At 61.7% G+C, this 23616-nt stretch carries 22 protein-coding genes; 11 read left to right on the top strand and 11 right to left on the bottom strand.

Annotation, left to right across the window (positions count from 1 at the left end):
- Position 1 precedes the first annotated feature (1 nt).
- On the bottom strand, positions 2-1270 hold the full coding sequence (locus GRAN_RS17200; protein WP_128914298.1) for a glycoside hydrolase family 28 protein: 1269 nt from the start codon (positions 1268-1270) through the stop codon (positions 2-4).
- A 129-nt stretch (positions 1271-1399) separates the two neighbouring features.
- Positions 1400-2953, bottom strand: coding sequence for a DEAD/DEAH box helicase (locus tag GRAN_RS17195; protein WP_241654887.1), 1554 nt, complete (start codon positions 2951-2953; stop codon positions 1400-1402).
- 653 nt (positions 2954-3606) lie between these two features.
- On the opposite strand from GRAN_RS17195, the gene GRAN_RS17190 reads away from it, so the two are divergent.
- From GRAN_RS17190 to GRAN_RS17180, 4 genes are all read left to right on the top strand, one after another.
- A complete protein-coding gene (locus GRAN_RS17190; protein WP_128914297.1) occupies positions 3607-4764 on the top strand; it encodes a glutathione-independent formaldehyde dehydrogenase in 1158 nt (385 codons plus the stop codon).
- Between the two features lie 105 nt (positions 4765-4869).
- Entirely contained in the window at positions 4870-5157 is a 288-nt protein-coding gene (locus GRAN_RS25800; RefSeq protein ID WP_192898055.1) for a hypothetical protein, read from the top strand.
- The gene (locus tag GRAN_RS26750) at positions 5066-5329 is read left to right on the top strand and encodes a DinB family protein (protein WP_338323453.1); all 264 of its coding nucleotides are present in this window, start codon (positions 5066-5068) and stop codon (positions 5327-5329) included. The genes GRAN_RS25800 and GRAN_RS26750 overlap by 92 nt, the downstream gene beginning before the upstream one ends.
- A 59-nt stretch (positions 5330-5388) precedes the next feature.
- On the top strand, positions 5389-7065 hold the full coding sequence (locus tag GRAN_RS17180; protein ID WP_128914295.1) for an alpha-amylase family glycosyl hydrolase: 1677 nt from the start codon (positions 5389-5391) through the stop codon (positions 7063-7065).
- A gap of 85 nt (positions 7066-7150) precedes the next feature.
- Here GRAN_RS17180 and GRAN_RS17175 read toward each other — a convergent pair whose 3' ends face one another.
- Positions 7151-8029, bottom strand: coding sequence for an amidohydrolase family protein (locus GRAN_RS17175; RefSeq protein ID WP_241654881.1), 879 nt, complete (start codon positions 8027-8029; stop codon positions 7151-7153).
- A 166-nt stretch (positions 8030-8195) separates the two neighbouring features.
- Here GRAN_RS17175 and GRAN_RS17170 point away from each other — a divergent pair, with 166 nt between their 5' ends.
- From GRAN_RS17170 to GRAN_RS17160, 3 genes are all read left to right on the top strand, one after another.
- Positions 8196-9857 carry a rhamnogalacturonidase gene (locus GRAN_RS17170; RefSeq protein WP_128914293.1) on the top strand — a complete coding sequence of 554 codons (1662 nt, stop codon included), beginning with the start codon at positions 8196-8198 and terminating at the stop codon, positions 9855-9857.
- 108 nt (positions 9858-9965) lie between these two features.
- A complete protein-coding gene (locus GRAN_RS17165) occupies positions 9966-10682 on the top strand; it encodes a DUF4339 domain-containing protein (RefSeq protein ID WP_128914292.1) in 717 nt (238 codons plus the stop codon).
- 10 nt (positions 10683-10692) lie between these two features.
- Positions 10693-11064 (top strand): DUF2752 domain-containing protein, encoded by a 372-nt coding sequence (locus tag GRAN_RS17160; protein ID WP_128914291.1) that lies wholly within the window; start codon positions 10693-10695, stop codon positions 11062-11064.
- A 64-nt stretch (positions 11065-11128) separates the two neighbouring features.
- Here the strand turns inward: GRAN_RS17160 and GRAN_RS17155 are convergent, their stop codons facing one another.
- On the bottom strand, positions 11129-11650 hold the full coding sequence (locus tag GRAN_RS17155; protein ID WP_128914290.1) for a bactofilin family protein: 522 nt from the start codon (positions 11648-11650) through the stop codon (positions 11129-11131).
- 219 nt (positions 11651-11869) lie between these two features.
- Here GRAN_RS17155 and GRAN_RS17150 point away from each other — a divergent pair, with 219 nt between their 5' ends.
- Positions 11870-12637, top strand: a complete 768-nt coding sequence (locus tag GRAN_RS17150; RefSeq protein WP_241654877.1) for a hypothetical protein — start codon at positions 11870-11872, stop codon at positions 12635-12637.
- A gap of 67 nt (positions 12638-12704) precedes the next feature.
- Here GRAN_RS17150 and GRAN_RS17145 read toward each other — a convergent pair whose 3' ends face one another.
- The 3 genes from GRAN_RS17145 to GRAN_RS17135 are packed head-to-tail and all read right to left on the bottom strand — an operon-like array spanning position 12705 to position 16117.
- Positions 12705-13568, bottom strand: coding sequence for an aldo/keto reductase (locus GRAN_RS17145; protein WP_128914289.1), 864 nt, complete (start codon positions 13566-13568; stop codon positions 12705-12707).
- Positions 13565-14545 (bottom strand): MBL fold metallo-hydrolase, encoded by a 981-nt coding sequence (locus GRAN_RS17140; protein WP_192898037.1) that lies wholly within the window; start codon positions 14543-14545, stop codon positions 13565-13567. Before GRAN_RS17140 ends, GRAN_RS17145 begins: the two co-directional genes overlap by 4 nt.
- 48 nt (positions 14546-14593) lie before the next feature.
- On the bottom strand, positions 14594-16117 hold the full coding sequence (locus tag GRAN_RS17135; RefSeq protein ID WP_128914288.1) for a sodium:solute symporter family protein: 1524 nt from the start codon (positions 16115-16117) through the stop codon (positions 14594-14596).
- Between the two features lie 92 nt (positions 16118-16209).
- On the opposite strand from GRAN_RS17135, the gene GRAN_RS17130 reads away from it, so the two are divergent.
- Positions 16210-18096, top strand: coding sequence for a M61 family metallopeptidase (locus GRAN_RS17130; RefSeq protein WP_128914287.1), 1887 nt, complete (start codon positions 16210-16212; stop codon positions 18094-18096).
- A 44-nt stretch (positions 18097-18140) separates the two neighbouring features.
- On the opposite strand, the gene GRAN_RS17125 is transcribed toward GRAN_RS17130, so the two are convergent.
- Complete coding sequence (locus tag GRAN_RS17125; RefSeq protein ID WP_128914286.1) at positions 18141-18635, bottom strand: DinB family protein; 495 nt, start codon at positions 18633-18635, stop codon at positions 18141-18143.
- A gap of 17 nt (positions 18636-18652) precedes the next feature.
- Positions 18653-19771 carry a YihY/virulence factor BrkB family protein gene (locus tag GRAN_RS17120; protein ID WP_241654876.1) on the bottom strand — a complete coding sequence of 373 codons (1119 nt, stop codon included), beginning with the start codon at positions 19769-19771 and terminating at the stop codon, positions 18653-18655.
- A gap of 407 nt (positions 19772-20178) precedes the next feature.
- On the opposite strand from GRAN_RS17120, the gene GRAN_RS25795 reads away from it, so the two are divergent.
- Complete coding sequence (locus tag GRAN_RS25795) at positions 20179-20538, top strand: hypothetical protein (protein WP_192898036.1); 360 nt, start codon at positions 20179-20181, stop codon at positions 20536-20538.
- A 110-nt stretch (positions 20539-20648) separates the two neighbouring features.
- Here GRAN_RS25795 and GRAN_RS17110 read toward each other — a convergent pair whose 3' ends face one another.
- Positions 20649-21608 (bottom strand): 2-hydroxyacid dehydrogenase, encoded by a 960-nt coding sequence (locus GRAN_RS17110; protein ID WP_128914284.1) that lies wholly within the window; start codon positions 21606-21608, stop codon positions 20649-20651.
- A 77-nt stretch (positions 21609-21685) separates the two neighbouring features.
- Between GRAN_RS17110 and rpiA the strand changes: the two genes are divergently transcribed.
- Complete coding sequence (gene rpiA, locus GRAN_RS17105; RefSeq protein ID WP_128914283.1) at positions 21686-22396, top strand: ribose-5-phosphate isomerase RpiA; 711 nt, start codon at positions 21686-21688, stop codon at positions 22394-22396.
- Between the two features lie 5 nt (positions 22397-22401).
- On the opposite strand, the gene GRAN_RS17100 is transcribed toward rpiA, so the two are convergent.
- Positions 22402-23577 carry a Gfo/Idh/MocA family protein gene (locus GRAN_RS17100; protein ID WP_128914282.1) on the bottom strand — a complete coding sequence of 392 codons (1176 nt, stop codon included), beginning with the start codon at positions 23575-23577 and terminating at the stop codon, positions 22402-22404.
- Positions 23578-23616: the final 39 nt, after the last annotated feature.

The raw sequence follows: 23616 nt of genomic DNA, 5'->3' as shown, positions 1-23616 counted from the left end.
CTTATTTCGTTATATCGAAGACTGCGTTGGGCGCTACTGAGATCGCTTTCCCGTCCTGCGATGTGATCGACACATCCTCTGCGGAGACCTGCGCGAACATCACAATCATGCCCTTCTGCGCGGCTATCCTAATGTGCTTCAGCACGACGCTCTTCACGGGCGACTCCGGGAGACCAACGATATAACCGGCGTTTTTCGCCCCGGTCGCCGTGACGTTCTCGATGGTGAAGTCGTGGAAGAAGGGCGTGAGGCGCCCTATCGGCGCGCTCGGCACCTCGCCCTCGGGAGCGACCTTCGGGTAGTACTCGCTGATGAGAATCGGCGTCGTCACGTCCTCCATGGTGATGTCTTTGAAGGTCATGGCGTAGATCTGCGCGCCGCGATCGCGGTTCGACTTGATCCGGATGCCCTGGTCGGTGCCCTTGAAGTGGATTCGCTCGGCGTGGATATTGTTCGCACCTCCTGCAAGCTCGCTTCCGATCGAAAGACCGTGCCCGTGCTCGAAGACGCAGTCGGTGATCGAGATATCGTGGCTCGGCGAGTCCGGACCGGGCGAGTCGATGACGCCGCTCTTGATCGCAATGTTGTCGTCGCCGACGCTTGAAAACACGTGGTCGATGAGGATGTGGCTCGAGGCGAATGGGTCGATCGCGTCCGTGTTCGGGGAGTGCTGCGGCGCAAAGATCTTCAGGTTGCGGAAGACGAGGTCGTCCGAGTAGTAGGGGACAATTTGCCAGAAGGCCGAATTCTGCACGGTAATGCCTTCGACCACGATGTGCGAGCTGTGATCGAACATGAGGAGCATTGGCCTGGGATGCTGATTCGATGACTTGTAGATTCCGGAATCCTTGACGGAGCGCGCCATCGTCCACCAGGACTCTCCATTGCCGTCGATGGTGCCACCACCGTGGATCGTGATGTCCTTCGCATCTTTCGCGCCGATCAGCGGCTGCAGCCACATCTCCCGCATCTCCATCCGCCGAGGGTAGTCGGCGACATCCGCCGACCCGAGAAGCGTCGCGCCAGCCTGCAGATCGAGCGTCACCCCGCTTTTCAATTCAATCGGCCCGATCAGGTACTTCCCTGCCCCGACCTCGACCGTGCCTCCGCCGGCACACGCGTCGATCGCCTTCCGAACCGCGAGCGTATCCTTCGCGACGCCATCTCCCTTGGCACCGTACGCTTTGACGTCACACGTCTTTCCCGCAGCAAACGCCTCATGCCCGCTCACGAACACCGCCAAAACCAATACTGCTGTCGCTATCCGCATCCCGCGCCTCACCTGAACACCAAACAGGCGGAATACTACGCTAATTGGTCCAACCACCGCCATAAGAGAAAACGGCCCGTCCGCCAATGAAGGCGAACGGGCCGTTTCGTTGTTATCCGTTATGGGAGACTAGCGGCCGCGGGTTCCGCGGTTCACGCGGCTGGAGGCGTTGCGGCTTCCCGAACGCGGTCCGCCGGGACCGCCGGGTCCGGAGCGTCCATTTGCGGAGCCACCGAAGCCGCGTCCGCCGGGACGTGGGCCCGACTGGTTGCCGCCGGGACCCTGGCTGCGGTTGCTGAAGGGGTTTGGCGTCATCGGGGTAACGGGATCGTTCCCGCGCCATGAACGCGTCTCGAGCTGCATCAGGTCGCCCGTGGCCGAGGCCGTATCGAGAGGCTTGTTGCGCTCTTCCTTCTGGAGGTTCTTGTCGGCTTCGCGCCACTCGAACTTGATCTTCAGCTCGCGCTCAAGCTTGCGGGCATCCGAACGCTCCTGCGGCATGACGAACGTCGTCGCGACGCCCTTCTTGCCGGCGCGGCCGGTGCGGCCGATGCGGTGAACGAAGTCATCCGAAGCATTCGGCAGGTCGTAGTTCACGACGTGCGCGATGTCGTTGACGTCGATGCCGCGAGCGGCAACGTCGGTGGCGACGAGGACGCGGTGGCGTCCGTTGGCGAATCCCTTCAGCGCGGCGGTCCGCTGCGACTGCGAACGGTCGCCGTGGATCACGTCGGCATCGTGGCCGAGCTTTTCGAGCTTCTTCGAGATGCGGTCCGCGCCATGCTTGGTGCGCGAGAACACGAGGAAGGTTCCCTCTTCTTCACGAAGCATCTGGTCGAGCAGACCGAGCTTCTGATCCTGCATGACGGTATAGACGCGAAGTTCGACGCGGTCGGACGGCTTCGAGGTCGTGCCGATCTCAACGCGGACAGGCTTGTTGACGTACTCCTTGACGATCTCGCGGATGTTCGCATCGAGCGTCGCCGAGTAGCACATGGTCTGGCGGGTCTTCGGCAGCGCGCCGACGATCCGGCGAATCGCGGGCAGGAAGCCCATGTCGAGCATGCGATCCACTTCGTCGAGCACGAGCATCTCGACGGAGCCGAGGTTCACCGAGCGGCGGCGAAGGAAGTCTTCGAGACGGCCGGGGGTGGCAACGACGAGGCGGGGGCCACGATCGAGCTGATCGAGCTGGACGTTCTCGGAGAGTCCGCCGCAGACCAGAACCGCGTCGTTGCGAACGCCCGGGACGAGCTTGCCGTAGGCCTCGAGGACCTGCATCGCGAGTTCACGTGTCGGAAGAAGAATGAGCGCGCGGATCGGTCCACGCTTGCCCTTGGTCGAGGGGACGGAGTTTGCATCCATGCGCTCGATCATCGGGATCAGGAAGGAGAGGGTCTTGCCGGTGCCGGTGGAGGCGGTGGCGAGAATATCCGCGCCTTCAAGGGCCGGCGGGATCGCCTTGGCCTGGACGGGCGTGGGGGTGTTGAAGCCGGCGCCGTGGAGGCGGGCCTTCAGCGATTCGGAGATCTTGAAATCGTTGAAGTGAACATCTTTGAGCATGGGGAGGCCGGTCGAAGGGTCGATCTGGATGGCATCGGCGGCGACGGCGGTGGAAGCGGAGTGGTTGTCGTTGGGGGTGTTGCTTGTGGACTTCTGTTCTTCAAGAGTTGCGGAGGTCAAGGTTTTCCTTAGGGGTACAGTGATGCGGTAAAAAGCTGTCGTTGCGCAGAAGCTCCGCAGGACGCATCACGCGCACCAGTGGGGCTATGGATTCAGGTAGTCAGCATTGCTGTCGTGGAACCGAAGCGCTGCTGCTGCACGGCGAGGGCACGGTCCAATGACCGGCCTTCCAGCCAGAGCAACCAGCGCGGCTTCGCATTTCAAGTGCGGAAGGTTTGCGGTGGTAAGGCGGTGTCGCGGTCTCTGGCCAGACTCGAATCCACTTCGAATGTCTTTGCCCGCGATGCCTGCGGCTATTCCAGCCCGCAAATGAAGCATAGCACAAAGAAATGCTGTGGGGAAGCATTTGTTTCGCCGTGGTGACATGCCTCGACCAAGGACAGGTTTCGAACGGAATTCACAGCTCCGTCCTTCTCCAGGTCAACGAAAAGTTTCACCTCGCGCGAAAGCCTGGGGCCTGCTCCTCACCGGCCGCCCAAAATTCGCATCACACCGCTGTCTGCACCTGCACACGACCCAAGGTGGCGGCACATATCGCCCCAGCGACGTCCCGCCCTTCCGTGAACGGCACCGGAAACCGGGATCCAGCGTTTGTCTCAAACCCATCCGCGAGCACGCACGCGGCGAACCACGCTTCAACGTAGAGGGAATCCATGAAAGCACTTGTTTATCACGGCCCAAAGAAGGTCTCCGTCGACACCGTTCCAGACCCAAAGCTCGAAAAGCTAACCGACGTCATCATCAAGCTCACGACGACCAACATCTGCGGCTCTGACCTGCATATGTACGAAGGCCGCACCGACGTCGAGAAGGGCAAGATCCTCGGACACGAGAACCTCGGCGAAGTCGTCGAGGTCGGCAAGGCAGTCGATACCGTCAGAATCGGCGACAAGGTCGTCCTCCCGTTCAACATCGGCTGCGGCTTTTGCGCGAACTGCGAACGCGGCCTCACCGGATACTGCCTCACCTGCGCCGACCCCAAGGTGATGCCCGGCATGGCAGGAGCCGCCTACGGCTTCGCCGGCATGGGACCCTACTCCGGCGGACAGGCCCAGTACCTGCGCGTGCCCTACGCCGACTTCAACTGTCTCCAGCTTCCTCCCGACGCCACCCAGAAGGAAAAGGACTACGTCATGCTCTCCGACATCTTCCCCACAGGATGGCACTCCACCCGCCTCGCAAATCTTGAACCCGGCCAGTCGATCGTCATCTATGGCGCCGGCCCTGTGGGCCTAATGGCGGCGATGTCCGCTCGCATCCAGGGAGCGGCACAGATCTTCGTCGTTGACGGCCAGGAAGATCGCCTCGCGCTGGCACAACAGATCGGTGCCACTCCCATCAACACCAAGGACGGCGAGATCGGCGACAAGATCCGCGAAGCTACCGGCGGCCTCGGAGCCGACTGCGGCGCTGAGTGCATCGGCTATCAGTGCCATAACTCCTCCGGCAAAGAAGTCCCAAACCTCGTCATGAACTCGCTCGTTGACGCGGTGAAGGCGACCGGAACCATCGGCGTAGTCGGTGTTTTTGTGCCGAAGGATCCCGGAGCCGACGACAAGCTCGCCAAGAAGGGCCAGATCGCCTTCGACATGGGCAAGTTCTGGTTCAAGGGACAGAAGATGGGCACCGGGCAGTGCAATGTGAAGGCGTATAACCGACGTCTGCGCGACCTGATCCACCAGGGCAAGGCAAACCCGTCGCTCATCGTCTCGCATGAGCTCCCACTCGAACAGGCACCAGATGCTTACAAACACTTCGACAACCGCGACCACGGCTGGACGAAGGTTCTCCTGCACCCCAACGCCGCGTAAACCCGTCCCGGGAGTCAAGCTCAGCCTGGCTCCCGGATCGCGTTACGATGAGCCCATGAACCTTCCCGAGATGTACGACTACCTCCGCCGCGCCCGCCGCGATCTGTGGCCACGCTCGAAGCGGCACCGGATGAGGCGCTGTCACGACCGTTGATCGGCGGATCGAGATTTCAATGCATCAAGGATCTCGTCTTCCACATCGCCAGCGTCGAGGACTTCTGGCTCAACAAAGACATCCTCTGCATTGAGCCTGTCCACAGCGCCAACCCGTTCCTCAAAGATACGAAGTGGGGTCCAGCCTTTGCTGACGCCAATCTTGAGACGCTCATTGGCTACTGGACGTCGAGCAGAGAACTCTCACCTATTTGCCAAGACTTACCAGCAACGAGTTAGCCCGCGTCGTGGAGCAGAAAACGAGCCGGCCGAGCGTTACACGGTCGACGGACTCCTCTGGCACGTGATGATTCACGAGATGCGCCACACCGCGCAGATCGCGGTTCTGCTGCGGCCCCTGGGCATCAAGCCTCCCGCGCTCGATCTGCTTTACTATCTCCCTCCCGCCTGAGGCGCCGCTCGTCGCAAAGCTTTCAAGCCGTTATCTCCCCACGGTGCATCCAAGGTTTCATGAGCGATACGGTGCGTCTCTGGTGGCAGGACGGTGTTATCTATCAGGTCTATCCAAGGTCCTTTCAGGACTCGAACGGCGACGGCGTAGGCGATCTCGCCGGGATCCTGCAACGGTTGGACTATCTCGAAGGGCTTGGCGTCGACGCTGTCTGGATCAGCCCGTTCTATCCATCGCCGATGGCTGACTTCGGCTATGACGTCGCGAACTACACCGACGTAGATCCCCTCTTCGGAACGCTGGAAGACTTCGACCGGCTCATCGACGGGATCCACGACCGCGGCATGAAGCTCATTCTGGATTTCGTGCCAAACCACACCTCGGACCAGCACGCATGGTTCCTCGATAGCCGCAAGGCGCTGAAGAGCAAGAAGCGCGATTGGTATCTCTGGCGCGACCCTGCCCCGGCAACCGGCGAGAACAGCGGCCCGCCGGAAACGCGTCCGCCGAACAACTGGATGAGCCACTTCGGCGGTCCCGCATGGACCTGGGACGAGAAGACGAAGCAGTTCTATTGCCACTCCTTTCTGAAGGAGCAACCCGACCTCAACTGGCATAACCCCGAGGTCCGCGCCGCGATGTACGACGCCATGCGCTTCTGGCTCGAACGTGGGAAGGGCAAGCGCGGTGTCGACGGTTTTCGCATGGATGTCCTCTGGCTCCTCATCAAGGATGCCGAGTTCCGCGACAACCCGCCCAATCCCGAGTGGCACCCCGGAGACTCCAGCCTTTGGAGCGTCCTGCCAACCTACACCGCGGACCAGCCCGAGACGCACGTCATCGTCAACGAGATGCGCGCAATCCTGGATACGTATGCCGGGACGCCGCAGAAGCCGACCCCACGCGTGCTGATCGGGGAGATCTACCTTCCGCTACCTGAACTGGTGAAGTACTACGGAGAGCCCGGACCCGGAAAGGCGGGCCTCGCCGGCGCGCAGATGCCGTTCAATTTCCAGCTCATCCAAACGCCGTGGAGCGCAAGCGGTATCGCCCAATTGATTCAGCAGTACGAAGGCCTTCTGCCTGCAGGGGCATGGCCAAACTGGGTTCTAGGGAATCACGATCAGTCCCGGGTCGCGAGCCGCATCGGCATCTACCAGGCGCGTGTCGCGCAGATGCTTCTGCTGACGCTTCGCGGTACGCCGACGATGTACTACGGCGAAGAGATCGGGATGCCGAACGGAGACATCGCGCCAGATCAGGTGAAGGATCCGGCCGAGAAGAACCAGCCCGGCATCGGCCAGGGACGCGATCCCGAACGCACTCCCATGCTCTGGGACCAGACGCCGAACGCGGGCTTCACGACGGGCTCGCCGTGGCTCCCCATCCACCCCAACTATAAAGGGCTGACCGTCGAAGCCCAGCAGCGCGATGCACGTTCCATCCTGAGCCTGAGCAAGAAGCTTCTGCACCTGCGTAACGTCACTCCTGCGTTGCACGAAGGCGACGTCTCGGACGTCTTCTCGCAAGGCTACATCCTCAGCTACCGCCGCAACCTGGGCACCGAGCGCCTGCAGATCATCCTTAACCTCTCCGGAACGAACCAGTCCGCATGGACGCCGGGCGGCCGTGTCATTGTCTCCACCAACCCGTGGCGTCCGACCGACATCACCAGCCACCTTTGGGGCGACTTCGAGATATGGCCGAACGAGGGATTGATCGTGGAGCTCGACTAAGCGAAGTGAAGCTCGACTAAGCGAAGTGGAGCTCGACTAAGCGAAGTGGAGCTCGACTAAGCGAAGTGGAGCTCGACTAAGCGAATCAGTTCTGAACCGGAAGCCTGAGAAGCCTCTCCGCATTTCCGTGCGCCAGGCTCGCCAGATCCTCCGGTGCGAGCATGCCAGCAAGTTCGTCGAGATACTTCCTCCCGTGGGTGTTCGGGCTGAACGGGTAGTCGATCGAGAACATCGTGCGGTCGATCCCGACGACGTCCAACGCGCACCGTAGTGGCGGCTGGGTGAAGTAGCCACTCGTCGTGATGTGGATGTTGGTCTTGAAGTACTCCGCTACCGATTGACGCAGGGTGGCGGCGCGAGAAAGGACAGCACTTGACCGCGCCAGCGCGTAGGGCAGGCCCTCGCCCATGTGTCCGATGATCAGTTGCAGGTCCGGGAATCGATCAAAGACTCCGGAGACGATCAACCTCAACGTATGCAAGCCCGTCTCCGCGTGCCATCCCCACCCCGCGATCGAAAGGAGCTGTCCAAGCTCAGCCAGGCCAGAGTAATACGCCTTTTGAACGGCTGCAGGTGGAGGGGCGGGATGCAGATAGATCGGCACGCCGAGATGCGCGGCAGCCTCGAAGACGGGAGTGTAGCTCTTGTCGTCGAGAAAGAGGCCATCGGTTGTCCCGTCTAGCATCGTCCCCACGAAGCCGAGCTTGCTCACGCAGCGTTCCAGTTCCTGGGCAGCGGAATCGGGATCCTGCAATGCCAGGCTTGCAAACGCGGCGAAGCGGCCCGGGTTCGCCTTTACCGCCTCGGCTACCTCGTCGTTGATCTCCCGGGTAAGCGGCGTCGCCATGTCCGCATCAAGGTCATCGAAACCCAAAGCCGCAAGCGAGAGCACCTGCAGGTCGATGCCTGCCTCGTCCATCGCGGCAATCCTGCCCGCACCGATATCGAGCAGTTTCGGCCGCATCTCGGCCACCCGTGGATTTGTGCTGCTCCAGAAAGCCTCGGTGGCTTTCAGAAAGGATCTCGTGACGAAGTGTTCTTCAAGCGTAATGGTTCGCATATGGGGAGTTGGATGACGCCCGGCACCCGGGAGTTTCGGTCCGACCACTTTCTGTTAGGATGGCCCCGGCATGAAAACCCCCGCTACAAGAACCTCAGACTCTTCCCGCCGCGATCTCCTCAAGCTCTCCGGACTCGGTCTCGCCGCCGCCGCGGCCACACTCCCCTCTTCGGCCTTCGCGGGAGCGCAGAGCGGCGCGGCCTCGCCGCTGCTCTTCGACGTGCGCATCTACGGCGCGACCGGCAACGGCAAGTCTGTCGACACCGCCGCCATCAACAAGGCCATCGAAGCGGCTGCGGCAGCCGGAGGCGGCACGGTCTTCTTCCCTGCCGGCAACTATCTCTCGTTCTCGATCCACCTCCGCAGCTTTGTCCATCTCTATCTGGCGCAGGGAGCCGTCCTCATCGCGGCCGACTCGCCCAAGCCAGGCGAGACCACCGGCTACCAGGGAGGCACCTACGATCCCGCCGAGCCCAACACCTCCATTACCTACGGAAGCCTCGAGACCTACCAGGACTTCGGCCACAATCACTGGCACAATTCCCTCCTCTGGGGCGAGAACCTTCACGACCTCTCCATCACCGGACCCGGCCGCATCTGGGGTCGCGGCCTCTCGCACGGCCGCGGACGCGACAAGCTCGACGTCCCCTTCGTCGCCGAACAGGCAGGGGTCGGCAACAAGGTCATCGCTCTGAAGAATTGCTACAACGTGATCTTCCGCGACTTCCAGATCCTCAAGGCTGGCCACTTCGGCATGCTGCTTACCGGCGTCGACAACCTCACCATCGACAACCTCACCATCGATACCGACCGCGACGGTATGGACATCGACTGCTGCAAGAACGTCCGCGTCTCGAACTGCACCGTCAACTCGCCGTGGGACGACGGCATCTGCCCCAAGTCGAGCTTCTCCCTCGGCTACAACCGCCCCACCGAAAACCTCACCATCACCAACTGCTTCGTCACCGGAACGTACCAGATGGGGACGGTCCTCGACGGCACCTGGAAGAAGTTCCCCGAGGGCTACGACGTCCCACGCACCGGACGCATCAAGTGCGGCACCGAGTCGAACGGCGGCTTCAAGAACATCACCATCTCGAACTGCGTCTTCGAAGGCTGCATGGGTCTTGCGCTCGAGAGCGAAGATGGCGCGCTCTGCGAGGACATCACCGTCTCGAACATCACCATGCGCGACATCGTCTACGCGCCCCTCTTCGTTCGCCTCGGCTCACGTCTGCGCGGACCAAAGCAGGTGACGCAGGTCGGCACCGCCCGCCGCATCCTCATCAGCAACGTCACCTCGTACAACGCCGGCTCGCGCGTCTCGTCGATCTTCAGCGGCATCCCCGGCTACTCCATCGAAGACGTCAAGATCGCCAACGTGCTTCACCAGCACAAAGGAGGAGGCACGGCGGCGATGGCCGCGCTCGTCCCACCCGAGAACGAAGCCAAGTACCCCGATCCCGGCATGTTCGGAACGACCGCTTCGCATGGCTTCCTCTTCCGCCACGTCAATCGGCTGGAGTTGAGCCACGTCGAGATTCAGCCCATGGTTCCCGACGCGCGCCCGTCCTTCTCTCTGCTCGACGTCCATCGCGCAGACTTCTATGCCATCACCGCGCCGACAAGCCCAACCGCCTTCGCGCTCAACAAGGTGACCGACCTGCGCATCCTCTTTAGCCGTGCCGCGCCCGACACGCATCTCGACACCGCCGATAACAAGACCATCTAGCTAGTAAGCAGTCCAGCGAAGTCAGACCGCTTGTCACGACCGCCGGACCGTGTTCTGATCTCCTTCAAGCTGCATCCCTGCTCTACTTGCTCGACGAAGGAGTCGCCCATGCTCTACCAGGTTTCCCGCAACGGCCAGATCTACGGTCCCTATGCCCTCGAAGATCTCGCCCGCTACGTCGAGTCCGGCAACGTGCAGCTTACCGACATGGCAAAGAGCGAGGAGATGGCGGACTGGGTGCCAGTCTCGCAGATCCTCGGCGTCGCGAGCACGCCCTCGCCCGGTGCTCCGCCCTACGAGCCGATCGGCGGCAGCTACCCACCTCCGCAGTACACGGCACCCATCCCAGGAGCCTGGGATGCTCCGCCAAACCTGAGTTGGGGCCTCGTCCTGCTGTTCGGCTTCCTCACCTGCACCGTCTTCATGTACATCTGGAACCTCATCATGGCGGCGTGGGTCAACCGCGTCGTGCCCGAAAGCAAGGTGCTGATTCTCTACATCGCCGGGACCGTCCTGATGATCCTCCAGGTCTTTGCTGGAGCGAAGTTCAACATGGCGCTGGGTGGCGGCTACCACACGCATCCCGACTTCACCCAGGGCTTCGGTGGCCCTTACGCCAGCATCACCTTCGTCTGCTGGATCGTCCGCCTCATCGCACGCTTCGCCATGCGCAATACTCTCGAGCGCCACTTCAACACGACAGACCCCGTCGGGCTCCGGCTCTCTGGCGTGATGACCTTCTTCTTCGGCGGGGTCTACTTCCAGTACCATATCAACCGCATCAACGACATCAAGCGCGCCATGAGCTATCGGGCGGGCTACTGAGCGCCGCCTGATGAAGGCGATTTACGCGGCGAACCTTGCTATCGCCACGTCCGTGGTGGCTCTGGCTGTGCTTGCCGTTCACCCGCAGAGCCGCTTCTATCCGCCCTGCCCTATCTACCAGCTTCTCCACATTCAGTGCCCGGGGTGCGGTGCGACCCGGGCACTCGCTGACTTGCTCCATGGCCAACTGCGCGAGGCTTTTCGTGCGAATGCCTTGTTCGTCCTGGCGCTTCCGGTAATCTTCTTGTACGCAGCGCAGACCTACCGCCGCCTGCTCGCGGGAGAGCCCGACATCTGGCCGAAGCTGCCGACGACGATCCTCTATCCGGCCCTCGCTCTTACCCTCTGCTTCACCCTTGCCCGCAGCGTCCTCGTGTTCTAGGACCCCCAAACGCAGAAAAGCCCCGGCGTCGCCGAGGCTCTTCGTCTCTGAATCAAGCAAAAAACTAAGCGTCGACAGCGACCGGCTCAGGCTGCGAAACGGAAGTCTTGGATGTCTCCGCCGCGCCCGGCTTGCGGATGTCGATGCCTCCCTTGAAGAATGCGCCGTCTTCGATCGAGATACGCGCCGCCGTGACGTCGCCCGTCAGCGAGCCTTCGCTGCGGATGTCCACGCGGTCGCTTGCCTGAATGTTGCCGCGAACCTTACCCAGCACAACGACTTCGCGGGCCAGGATGTTCGCCGCCACCTGGCCGTTGCGGCCAACGGTCACGCGGTTCCCGGGAAGATTGATCGCACCCTCGACCTTGCCGTCGATGTACAGCGACTCCGAACCGGACAGCTCGCCTTTTACGATGAGCGACTTGCCGATCGTCGCCTGCTCGCCGGACGGAGCGGCAGCCGACGGGGTGGAGACACTTGGCGCCGCAGGCCGCGACGGAGCCTCGAAGGTGGATGCCGGGGTCGAAGGACGGATCGGCTCTGGGGTTTGGGGATTCGGGCTTCCGGGCTGGTTCGGTTTCCACATGGTGTCGTTGTTTCCTTCCTTGCTGCAAATGTGTCCGTCTGGACCGCGCGCGGCGCCGCCGCTGCGGGAGTGCACTCTGAGAACACGATACTACTTTGCCAACCCCTTGGGCGACCCGGGCAACAGTGCAAAACCCGTCCCGTAATTAGTCTGATTCCTCCCGGATTCCTTCCAGGCAATCGTTGTCCTAAACACCTTCGACTCTTCGCGCCCTCCCACATGCGGACGTTTCGTCTTGCGTTCCCGACACCTTGCGCCTACCCTGCCCCCATGCAGACCCTCCGCTCCGCTCCAGTGCCTCTGCTGATCGCCCTTTCGTTCGCGGGCTTCACGCACACCAGCGCCGAAGAACCCAAGCCCGCCAAGCCGCCGAAAACTCACGCCGTTACCCTTGGTCCCGTCCGCAAGGTCCCATACACTCCCGCCGAGACCGATCGCAATAACCGGAACGAGGAATCGACGACTCTCAAGGTTCGTGCCCTCTTCGTCGACACGCGCCAGCGCGAGTGGACCATGGGAGAACCCCACGACGTCACCGACCGAAGCTTCACCGTGCGGCGCGCCCTCCGCATCAACGACCGCCTGCCAACCGAGGCGGAGGATCGTTGGACCTGGCAGCCCGGTCCGTGGCTCCTCGTCGATCGCGTCACCGGACACATCGCCGCCATCCACCTGCCGGACTTCGACCCCGTCGCCTCGGACGCCGTCTGGTTCCGCGACTACGCCGCTTATTGCGGTACCGGACAAACGGCAAAAGGTGGCCTCTATGCTGTCGTGGCGCAGCTTGGCGCACGGCATGCCGTCATTCAAAAGCAGATCGGACGATGGCCGCAGCCCGACCACTTCATCCCAGTCTGTCAGCCTGCCGCGTGGCAGAGGCAGCCGATGCGCGTGACGCTTCAGCCGACTGGAGGGGAAGCATCCACGTTCGATATCGTCGGCAGCGCCGCCATCGTTGAAGAAGGCGATGCGGCTGACGACAACTAACCCAGCAAAAGAAAAAGGCTGAGGGCGGAATAACCGCGCCTCAGCCTTTTTTCTGCTGCCGTAATGCTTACGCAGCGCTCTCTATGTCTTTCCACTCCTCGGCCGACAACGTCACATCGGCGGCGGCGACGTTCTCCTCGAGGTGCGCGATGCTCGATGTTCCCGGGATTGGAAGCATCACAGGCGAGCGCTGCAGCAGCCACGCCAGCGAAAGCTGTCCGACAGTCGCGTTATGCTTCTTCGCGGCCTCATCGAGCTTGCCGCCCGGCTGCGCCAGCTTACCGGCCGCTACGGGGAACCACGGGATGAACGCCAGGTTATGCTTTGTGCAGTAGTCGACCACGTCCTCGTGCTTGCGGTCGCCGATGTTGTACTGGTTCTGCACGCTGACGATCTCGATCACCTTACGCGCCTGATCGATCTCGTGAGGTTTCACTTCGGATAGACCGACGTGGCGGATCTTGCCCTCCTTCTGCAGCTTGGCAATCTCCTTCAGCGACTCCTCGACCGGAACCTTGGGGTCGATGCGGTGCAACTGCCACAGATCGATCGTGTCCACCTTCAGCGCACGAAGGCTGAGTTCAACCTCCTGCCGAAGGTACTCGGGACGCCCGACCGGGAGCCACTTGTTCGGCCCCTGCCGCGTCAGGCCGCCTTTGGTCGCGACGATGACGCCCCTCTTGTAAGGCGAAAGCGCCTCGCCAATCAACTGCTCGCTCACCTGCGGGCCGTAGGCGTCGGCGGTATCGATGAAGTTCACACCAAGCTCGACTGCCTTGCGCAGCACGGCCTTCGCGCCTTCCACATCCTTTGGCGGACCCCAGACACCCTCGCCCGTGATGCGCATTGCTCCGAATCCAAGGCGATTCACTTCCAGATCGCCGCCGATTTTGAATGTCTTGCTCACCGAATTGATGGTTGCGTTGCTCATGCTCGTTTGGATGCACCCACCGCATCGCGGGAAGCATAATTCGTTTCAGCCGTACCATCGTTTTTGCCAGAAATTCGCATGGTTTCACCCTCGGCAACAACCCGCACGCGACCTTCGAGGCCAAGCCGAGCCGACTCCGCCGCGAGCCGTTCGATCGGCTCCTCCATCGGCTCACGCCCCAGCCGGAACGTTCCGTAGTGCATCGGAACCATCCACTCCGCACCTGTCTCGAGGAAGCCTCGCACCGCCTCTTCCGGGCTCGTATGCACGCTGCGGTAGCTATCGGGAAAATATGCTCCGACGGGCATAAGCGCCACGTCCGGACGCAGCCTCGCCCCGATCTCGCGGAAGCCGCCAAAGTAAGCCGTATCGCCCGAGTGGTACACACTCATACCGCCGCCGTCGGGCCGTATGCAATACCCGCCAAACTCGCGATGCGTGTCCTTGAACATGCGAGCGCCCCAGTGCTGGCACGGCGTCATCGTCACATGCAGCCCCTCGACGACACGCTCCTCCCACCAGCTCATCGTCTCGACACGCGAAAAGCCCAGGGTTCGCACCAGATCTTCAACGCCGTTCGGAACCACGACCACCGGAGCCGTCCCGTGAAGACGACGCGTAGCCCGCGCCACCGCACGCAGCGAGGGAATATTCAAATGATCCATATGCGCGTGGGTCAGAAAGACCACGTCGATTGCCGGGAGATCCGCGATCTGCACCCCGGGCCGACGCTGCCGCCGCAAGACCACAAGCCGCTTGGCAAACACCGGATCGATCAGCACATTCTTTCCGCCGATCTGCAGAAGAAACGACGAATGCCCGATGAACGTCACCCCAAGCTCGCCCGGCCCCACGAGTTCCGGCTTGCGAGGCTCACCTGTCAGCGGGCATTCATGGCTCTCCTGCACAAGCCGCCAGAGCTGCTGCAGCTTCCTCACTCGAAACGGTCGCGAACTCACTCGATTTACCGAACGCATCCAGGACTCTCCCGCTATTGGATGCGCCAGCCGCCGATCGGATTGCGGCTACGCTTCGAGAAATGGCTTCAACTGTTCCGCGCTGGGAGGTTTCGTGGCGAGCGACACAATGAGCAGGCAGAGCAGCGAAGCGATCAGCGCTGGAAAGATAGCGTCCCGTTCGCTGACGATCTGAGGCAGATGATCATGGATAAACGCCGAATCCCAGAACACCGTCACGAACGTTCCCGTCCCGATGCTCGCCACCGCCGCCGATGCCGTCGCCCGTTTCCAATAGAACGCCGCCAGGATCACCGGCGTCAGCGCCGCCGAGTAGATCGTGTATGCATACAGCGTCTTCTTCAGCACCGAATCCGTATGCAGCGCCTGGTACAGCGCCCAAAGCCCAAGCAGCACCACCATCAACCGGCTCACCAGCAGAATCTGTTTATTCGAAGCCTCAGGCTTCATATATCGCACGAAGATGTCGTTGACCAGGTTCGTCGAGGGAGAAAATAAATAGTTATTCGCCGTCGAGATGATCTTCGCGAAGATCGCCCCCACCAGCAACGCCCCAAGCAGCGTCAACATCGACCCGCCAAGCGCGTACGGCTGCAAGGTTGCGTGCAGATTTCCCGCTACGGTCGACCCCATCCCGCCCGGCATCGCCGCCGGGTTCAGCCCATGCATGCCCGTGTACGCCAGGATCTCCCGCGGGTGGTCATGCACATCGCCCGTCGGAAACAAGACTGACCCCACCAGCGCGATCGCCACGATGATCGTCTCCAGGATCACCGTCCCGATCACCCATCCCACCACCGCCCGCGTCGCGTCCTTCTCGCTCTTCGCCGAGAAAAACTTCTGATACATGCTCTGGTTGCCAAGCATCAACAGGCAAGTCGGCAGAAACAGCTCCAGCGCCTGGATCAGCGAGAAGTCCCCAAGCACCTGGAAGTGCGTCGCCGGCAGAGCAGCATGGACCTGCGCCCATCCCCCCGCCTGGTGGATCAGCACCGGAAGCGCGCAGATCATCGTCACCGTCGTCAGGAGCCCGATCGCCACATCCATGTACGCGACCGACGACATCCCCGCGATCGCCGTAAACAGAATCACGAACCCGGCAATGATCCACCGGCCAAGCACCGCCGAAACCGTATCCGGAAAGACGAGATGCAGAATGTCCCCGCCGCCGATGAGCTGATAACTCGTAATCGCCGTATAGGTAAACAGCACCGCGATCACCCCAAGCACACGCGCCGTCTGGTTGTACCGCGCCTCCAGCAGATCGGGAATCGTGTACTGTGCGAACTTCCGCGCACGCGGCGCGATGAAGTAGATGAGGACAAGCCCGGCCCATCCACCGCCTCCCTGCCACAATGCCGCAAACCCATGCCGATACGCGTTCTCCGCCCCGCCAAGCAGCGACCCCGACCCGATCCAGCTCGACAACAAGGTAAACACGAGCACGAACGCCGGCAGCGACCTCCCCGCCACGAGGTAGTCCGCCTTCGTCTTCACCTTGCTGATGCGGGTAAGCGAAACGGTGAGAAGCACGATGACGATCAGGCCGAGGATTACCGCGTAAATACTCATGGAGTGTGCCGAGATTGTAGCCTGTTCACCGTTCGTTAACCCGATAAACTAAGGGCACAGGCACGCCTCCCACGAATCGAGACACGGAATACATGCGCGTACAAGCAGCACGGATCTTCGCGGCATTGGCCACCCTGGCCGCCGCCACAGCCTTTAGCCAGACGACGAGCCAGACCCCCATCACCCTCGCCGTCGACCTCAACGATGCCCCCCGCAAGATCATCCACGCCACCGAGACCATCCCCGTCCAGCCCGGCGACCTTACCCTCGTCTATCCCAAGTGGATTCCCGGCGAGCACATGCCCTCCGGCCCCATCGACAACATGGCCGGCTTCGTCATCACCGGCAACGGCCAGCGCATCAAGTGGGAGCGGGACAAGATCGAAATGTTCGCCTTCCACCTCACCGTGCCAGCAGGTGTCACCACGCTCGACATCCGCATGGACTTCCTCGCCACCGCTGCGGCGGGCTTTTCCGCCGGAGCCTCCACCAGCGCCAGCCTGGCCCTCTTGAGTTGGAACGAGCTCGTCGTCTACCCCGCGAACACAAACGCCGGCGACGTCATGATCACGCCATCCATCACCATCCCCACCGGATGGAAGTTCGGCACCGCCCTCGAACCAACCTCGACCGGCACTTCCCTCACCACCGCTTTCAAGACCGTCTCCCTCGAAACCCTCGTCGACTCCCCTGTCCTCGCCGGACGCTACTTCCGCGAAGTCCCCCTCGCCCCCGAGATCACGCCCAAACACTTCCTTGACATGGCAGGTGACGGTCCCGAGGACATCGCCCTCTCCGACGAGCACATCGCCCAGTTCAGCCGCCTCGTCCGCGAGACTGGAGCCCTCTACAAGAGCCGCCACTACGGCTCCTATCACTTCCTCGTCACGCTCTCCGACCAGGTCTCGCACTTCGGTCTGGAACACCACGAGTCCTCCGACGACCGTGTCCGCGAAAATACCTTCACCGACGATCAGGAGTTCGTCCTCGACGGCCTCCTGCTGCCGCACGAGTTCACCCATAGCTGGAACGGCAAGTACCGCCGCCCCGCCGGCCTTGCCACGCCCAACTACCAGCAGCCCATGATCGGCGACCTCCTCTGGGTCTACGAGGGCCTCACCGAGTACCTCGGCGACGTGCTCGCCGCCCGCTGCGGCATCTGGACACCCGCGCAGTACCGCGACCGCCTCGCCATCACCGCGGCCTACTTCGATAACCGCCCTGGCCGCACCTGGCGCGACCTGCAGGACACCGCTACCATGGCCCAGGTCCTCTACACCACCGGGGGCGCCTACGATAACTGGCGTCGCGGCACCGACTTCTACGACGAAGGCGAACTCCTCTGGCTCGACGTCGACACCACCATTCGCGAGAAGACCGGCGGCAAGAAGTCCATCAACGACTTCGTCGCCGCCTTTCACGGTCTCAACGGCAACACCCCGCCCCGCGTCGTTCCCTACACCTTCGACGACGTCGTAGCCGGTCTCAACGCCGTCGTCCCCAACGACTGGTCCACCTTCCTCCACACCCGCCTCGATTCGAACCAGCCCGGTGCTCCGCTCGGGGGCCTCACCAGCGGCGGCTACAAGCTCACCTACACCGACACCCCAAGCGCCTGGTCGACGATCGCCGAATCCCACACCGGTCCGTCCTTCTGGTACTCCCTCGGCATGGAGCTCAACACCAAGGGCGAAGTCCAGGACGTCGAGGTCGGCGGAATCGCGGACCACTCCTCCATCGGCCCGGGCATGAAGATCCTCGCCGTCAACAGCCGCGCCTACACACCCGCACTCTTACGCGCGGCCATCCGCGGTTCGAAGGGCGAAGGCAAACCTGCCATCGAACTCATCATCGAGAACACTGGAACCTACCGCGTGCTATCCATTGCCTACCACGATGGCGAACGCTTCCCCCAACTCGTCCGCGTCACGGGCACACCAGACCGTCTGGACGACATCCTGAAACCCATGACCAAGTAGCGAATGCGGCCATAGCCCCAATATCGGCTCACTTGAGCCACCCATCACCACGTATACCCGCCTGAAGCCGGAGGCCACACCCCAAGCATCTGCCGCAGCAGCACGACTCTTCCGAAGTGGTACGCATTGTGCGCCGCAAGGCTGATAACTTGATCGCGCACCGACATCACCCGCACCGGCTTCCCCGCAGGCGAAGGACAGCGAATCGACTCGTCCAACCTGCACGTATCCCGCGCCGCCGCAGCGGCCTCTTCAAGCCCGGCAAAGAACCGCCCACAGAGCTCATGCCAGCTCTCCGCCGCCCGCTCCTTCTCGCCTGGAAAGCCACCTGCCGCATGCTCAGGAACCGGAGTCTCCTTTGCATGCACCCAGTCCAGCGTGATCTGCTGCCAGAACGTCACGTGCCATACCTCGGCATAGATCGTATGCGTTGCACCCGGCACGACCCGATCCGCAAGATCCTGGCTGAGCCCTTCAAGAATGTGACTCGGCGACGCAGCGGCGCTGTCCGCCACCAGCGCCCGTTCTAACTCATCCATGTCATCCTCCAGCTACCCTAAGCAACGATAGCCGGATTCACCCCCGCGGGCGCAATTGGTCCTTCCGGCGAAGGCGTCGTCCCCGTCAGCTTCTTCTCCGCCACCGATGCCGCGATCTCGCTGTTGATCTCCGCCCCCAGCAGAAGCATCAAGCCCGTGATGTAGAACCACGTCAGCAAAATGATCACCGCACCCAGCGACCCATACGTGACCGAGTAGTTATCGAAATAGTGCAGGTAAATTCGCAGCACGATCGACGCAATCAGCCATCCGCCAATGCCAAGCGCGCCACCCGGTGTCAGCCAGTGCCACCTCTTATTCTTCACGTCCGGCGCGAAGTAATAGATCACGGCAAACAAAAGGATCAGGAGCCCCGCTGCTACAATCCACGAAAGCCCTCGGGTGAGCCAGCCAATCGCAAGTCCGAAGCTTGGCCTCGACATATGCGCTTCCATGTATCGAGCCGAAAAATCGGCTCCGAACAGCGTCGCCAGCGTCGCCGTCACAATCAGCGAGAGCAGGATGGTGACCAGCATCGCCGCTCCGCGGACCTTCCAGTAAGGCCTCGTCTCCCTCACCTTGTACACGGTATTCAGCGTGTCCTGAATCGCCGTAAACCCGACCGATGCCGACCACACCGCCGCCGCCAGCCCGAATGTGATCTTGCCCCCGCTTGCATGCGCGGTGGTCTGGTTGAAGGTGTCGAGAACAATCCCAAGCGCGGCATGCGGAACAACGATCGACAAGTAGTTCAGGAGCTTGTAGTAGATCTCCGAGGCCGACCGTGCCGCGAGTCCAAGGATCGATGACGCGCTCACCAGCGTGGGGAACAGGGCAAACAGAAAATAGTATCCAAGTTCAGCCGCCCGGCTCAGCAGGTTGTCCTCGTTGAACGAGTTGAACGTGCGCTTCACGATCACCATCGGGGCAACGCCCTGCAGATCCCACAGCGAGTGCAGTGGCGAGGCGGAGACGTGGTCCCAGATTCGCTGCCGCAGCACTTCGGGCTTCTTCACGAGGCTGTGGTCTTTGGGGTCGCTCATGGACGAGCGCGGCTGTTGACTTGCAATCTGTGTCGCGGGCGGGCTCGCTGGCACAGGACGGGATACGTCTTTGAGCATCTCCGGGGTCGGCACGTCGGTCGCTCCTTGAACTATTCCGTTGCATCCTCGGAACGATTCGCGCGTTCGGGCTGGATTACCTTGACCGGCCCCTTGCGTCAAATTCCGGACCGGCATGCTATTCGCTTGGAGTCGTGATGCAGGACCGGACAGAACGAACCCGAAGCCGTCAACCCTGCGTCTAGATAGATGCCGCATTTCCTCGGACTGGTAGCCACCAGGGAACGACTTCGTATTCAACACGTAACAACAGGCAGGGTAGTCTTCCCTGATCCATCAACGGCCACGGACTCTTTCCCGATCGCCCAAAACTTTAACAATCCGCTCCGATTTCTCTGCCACCCTTTGCAACGTGCTGCATCCAACCCTGAACAACGCGCAACTCCACTCTTCGAACCACCTAAACTTCAAGGAGAAGCAACATGGCCATCCAGCCAAATCAGGACCCCATCGACAAGTTCAGCACCATCGGCCCGGACGCGACCGCGGCATTTGAACCTGCAGGCGCACCGGCCAACCCGACGGAACACGCAGGCAGCGAAAACCTCGAGGTCGCCGGACGCAAGTCCGCCCTCGACGAAGAAGACGAAATCGAGGATGACGACGAGTTAGAGGCGGATGAAGACGATGACGACGACCTCGAAGACGACGACGAGGACGACCTCGACGATGAGGACGAAGACGACGACCTCGAAGACGACGAAGAAGAGGAAGAAGAGGACGAAGACGAGGAAGATGACGACGAAGACGAAGAAGAGGATGAGGACGACGAAGACGCTTAGTCCTCAAAAGCCGCCTCATCGCTCGTAGCAGATCACCGCCCCCGGAGAGCGTTCCGCCTCTCCGGGGCAGACTCGACACTGTTAGCCATACAACGGCCACAAGTTAACCGCTAATAACCGTCTTCTGCCACCACATTTTGGAGCGGTTCACCCCCCGCAAACCGCCGAACCTGATCCGCCGCAAGCCGATAAGCTCGATGCAGAAGCGCAGGCGTCGAGCTCGCCACATGCGGGGTGATGATGCAATGTGGCGCATTCCAAAGGGGATGCCCCTGAGGCGGAGGTTCCGGATCGGTCACATCGAGCGCCGCGAAGATCCGGCTCTCCTCCAGCGCCTCCACCAAAACCTCCGTCACCACCACCGGCCCCCGCGCGGCATTCACCAGCAGAGCCCCCCGCTTCATCAAGGCAATCTCCTGTATCCCTATCATTCCTTTGGTCTTCGGCGTCATGGGCACGATCACCACCACGATATCCGCGTCCGGGAGCAGCCGATGCAGATCGCCAACCGTGGAAACCTCAGGCTCCGTCCGCGCTGTTCTCGCAATGCGTAAAACATTGACTTCAAAGGGCTTGAGACGCGCCTCGATAGCTTTACCGATCGATCCATAGCCGACAATCAGCACTGTCTTTCCAGCCAGGTCGTCCCCGAGCACCTGGTACTGTTCCCCGACGTGCAGCACCGTGTCTCCAGGCTCTCCAGCTCCGCGCCATTCCTTGCGGTGCTGCTGATCGCGATAGACGTAAAAGCGCTTCAACGAAGTCAAAATCGCCGCGAGAACCCACTCCGACACCATCACATCGTGAACTCCCTGCCCGTCGCACAGAGTAATGTCCTTGGGCAGCCACGGCAGGATCCAGTCCACTCCAGCCAGAATGGACTGCACCACCTTGACTCCGCGCAGCATGCGGAAGGTGTCCTGGGAGTTCTTCCGCGCAAACGGAGGAATCCAGAAATCGATCTCGATCGGCTCCGAAATCCCCTCGGGAATACGCACAATCTCTACATCCTTGGGAAAATCGACAAGAAACTCCTCTTGAATCCTTCCGTCCACACCAACTCGCACCATGGTTCAAGTCTGCCTCAACGCGGACAAACGCGCTATCGTCTGGTGCTCTGTCCCGTGCACGTGATATCAACTAGGGCATGAGTCTTCCGAAGCAGAACGATCCGGCAGAGGCAGCGAAGCGCGCAGCGGCACAGTGGGCCGCATCACAGATTGAAGACGGCATGAAAGTCGGTCTGGGATCCGGCTCGACATCCGCGCTCGTCATCGCCGAAGTCGGCAGGCGCGTAGCCGAAGGCATGAAGATCACCGCGATCGCCACCTCCCTCCGCTCGCAGGAGCAAGCCGAATCGCTCAAGATTCCCATGTCCAACTTCGGCGACACGCCCCGCCTCGACGTCACGATCGACGGAGCGGACGAGGTCCAGGAAGGAACGCTCCATCTCATCAAGGGGCACGGCGGCGCGCTCCTCCGCGAAAAGATCGTCGCCATGGCAAGCGACAAGCTCCTCATCGCTGTTGACCCAAGCAAGCTCGTCAAGACGCTCGGCTCGGTCTTCCAGCTTCCCGTCGAAATCGTCCCCTTCGGGTGGGAAACCACCTACAAACGCCTCTCAGACCTTGGATTCGCTCCTGAGATGCGCATGAAAGAGGATGGAACGCCCTACATCACCGATGGCCAGCACTACATCTTCCACTGTGCCCTGCCTTCCGAACGGACCACGGAGGGGAACGCCGAGGCGCTCAAGCACACCGTCGGCGTCGTCGAGCACGGACTCTTCCTTGGCATGGCGAACCGCGTCGTCATCGGAAGCCCCGACGGCATCCAGGTTCTCGAAGCGAACCGCTAACGAGCCTAAGCATTCGCCGGCCAGGCCGTGTGACCGCCCTTGTGATAGGCCAGATTCCCGATGTGCCCCGCCCTCGCGGCTGCAACGCCAGCCTCAACCGGGGCGTTCGGCTCCTTGCGCGTCTTTACGCACTCGAAGAAGTTCCGCATGTGCGTCGTTGTCCCGTCCTCGAAGCTGTCTTCCTTCATCACCGGATTCTGGGCTGATTTCACGCCCTCGTGCCACACGGTCATCCCCGAGCGCGTAATCTTCAGCGTCGCCTGGGTCCCGCGGAACTCCAGCCCGCCATCATCAATCGACGAACTCATCATTCCTTCGTACACTACGTCGAACCCTGGATAGCGAAACGCCGCCTGGATCGTATCCGGACATTGCCACTGTTTCATCACGTAGTTGTCGCCGAGCATGAAGGCCATCGACGGCTCATCCGCCTTCATGGCCCATTGCGCCACGTCGATCCAGTGCGCGAAAAGGTCGGTCATCGCGCCTCCGCCGAAGTTCCAGAACCACCGCCAGCGGCTGTATGTTTCCAGGTTGAACGGCTGATCCGGCGCCCCGCCGAGCCACTGCTTCCAGTCAAGCTGCGATTCGTCGATCGGCTTCGGCACCCAGTTCGTGTCGTAGTTCTGCCACCAGTAGGTCCGCACCTGCGTGACCCGCCCAAGCGCACCGCCCTGTATGAGCGCTACGGCATTGCGGAAGTGGCTCCAGCTTCGTTGCTGCATGCCGCATTGCAAAATCTGCTTGCTCGAACGCACGCCTTTCAGAAGGGCCGCGCCTTCTTCAAGCGTGTGCGTCACCGGCTTTTCGAGGTACACGTCTTTACCAGCGGCTAACGCAGCGCAGGCGATCCGCACGTGCCAGTGGTCGGGAGTCGCGATGAGGACGGCGTCGATGCTCTTGTCGTCCAGAACCTCGCGAAAGTCCATGTGCGTCGTCGCTGCCGTGGCGCTTGGCCGCGTCTTCACCTGTTCGCGGTTGGGCGCGTAGACATCGCTTACCGAGACGATCTCGAACGGAACCCCCGAAGCTTCGGCGGAAGACAGCAGCGCGTGCATCCGCCCTCCCGCGCCGATGACGCCAATGCGAATCTTCTCGTTCGCACCAAAAGCTCGCGTGGAAGCAAGGGCGGTCAGTCCGCCCGCAATGAGGAAGCTGCGGCGATTCGGCGTCACGTTCATGTTGCTCCTAAAGAGATGTTCCCGAGGATCGTATCAGCG

The sequence above is a fragment of the Granulicella sibirica genome, from assembly GCF_004115155.1.
GTDB classification, from domain to species: domain Bacteria; phylum Acidobacteriota; class Terriglobia; order Terriglobales; family Acidobacteriaceae; genus Edaphobacter; species Edaphobacter sibiricus.
The sequence above is the reverse complement of the archived record's forward strand: the minus strand, read 5'-3'. Positions and strand labels throughout refer to the sequence as shown.

What these genes read in the sequence shown, in the direction of transcription:
- GRAN_RS17160 (WP_128914291.1), top strand. Translation starts at nt 10,693, where the DNA reads ATGAAGGCGATTTACGCGGCGAACCTTGCTATCGCCACGTCCGTGGTG.
- GRAN_RS17155 (WP_128914290.1), bottom strand. Translation starts at nt 11,650, where the DNA reads ATGTGGAAACCGAACCAGCCCGGAAGCCCGAATCCCCAAACCCCAGAG.
- GRAN_RS17200 (WP_128914298.1), bottom strand. Translation starts at nt 1,270, where the DNA reads ATGCGGATAGCGACAGCAGTATTGGTTTTGGCGGTGTTCGTGAGCGGG.
- GRAN_RS17180 (WP_128914295.1), top strand. Translation starts at nt 5,389, where the DNA reads ATGAGCGATACGGTGCGTCTCTGGTGGCAGGACGGTGTTATCTATCAG.
- GRAN_RS17145 (WP_128914289.1), bottom strand. Translation starts at nt 13,568, where the DNA reads ATGAGCAACGCAACCATCAATTCGGTGAGCAAGACATTCAAAATCGGC.
- GRAN_RS17100 (WP_128914282.1), bottom strand. Translation starts at nt 23,577, where the DNA reads ATGAACGTGACGCCGAATCGCCGCAGCTTCCTCATTGCGGGCGGACTG.
- GRAN_RS17175 (WP_241654881.1), bottom strand. Translation starts at nt 8,029, where the DNA reads ATGCGGCCGAAACTGCTCGATATCGGTGCGGGCAGGATTGCCGCGATG.
- GRAN_RS17150 (WP_241654877.1), top strand. Translation starts at nt 11,870, where the DNA reads ATGCGGACGTTTCGTCTTGCGTTCCCGACACCTTGCGCCTACCCTGCC.
- GRAN_RS17170 (WP_128914293.1), top strand. Translation starts at nt 8,196, where the DNA reads ATGAAAACCCCCGCTACAAGAACCTCAGACTCTTCCCGCCGCGATCTC.
- GRAN_RS17165 (WP_128914292.1), top strand. Translation starts at nt 9,966, where the DNA reads ATGCTCTACCAGGTTTCCCGCAACGGCCAGATCTACGGTCCCTATGCC.
- rpiA (WP_128914283.1), top strand. Translation starts at nt 21,686, where the DNA reads ATGAGTCTTCCGAAGCAGAACGATCCGGCAGAGGCAGCGAAGCGCGCA.
- GRAN_RS17110 (WP_128914284.1), bottom strand. Translation starts at nt 21,608, where the DNA reads ATGGTGCGAGTTGGTGTGGACGGAAGGATTCAAGAGGAGTTTCTTGTC.
- GRAN_RS17135 (WP_128914288.1), bottom strand. Translation starts at nt 16,117, where the DNA reads ATGAGTATTTACGCGGTAATCCTCGGCCTGATCGTCATCGTGCTTCTC.
- GRAN_RS17130 (WP_128914287.1), top strand. Translation starts at nt 16,210, where the DNA reads ATGCGCGTACAAGCAGCACGGATCTTCGCGGCATTGGCCACCCTGGCC.
- GRAN_RS17140 (WP_192898037.1), bottom strand. Translation starts at nt 14,545, where the DNA reads ATGCGTTCGGTAAATCGAGTGAGTTCGCGACCGTTTCGAGTGAGGAAG.
- GRAN_RS25795 (WP_192898036.1), top strand. Translation starts at nt 20,179, where the DNA reads ATGGCCATCCAGCCAAATCAGGACCCCATCGACAAGTTCAGCACCATC.
- GRAN_RS17125 (WP_128914286.1), bottom strand. Translation starts at nt 18,635, where the DNA reads ATGGATGAGTTAGAACGGGCGCTGGTGGCGGACAGCGCCGCTGCGTCG.
- GRAN_RS17190 (WP_128914297.1), top strand. Translation starts at nt 3,607, where the DNA reads ATGAAAGCACTTGTTTATCACGGCCCAAAGAAGGTCTCCGTCGACACC.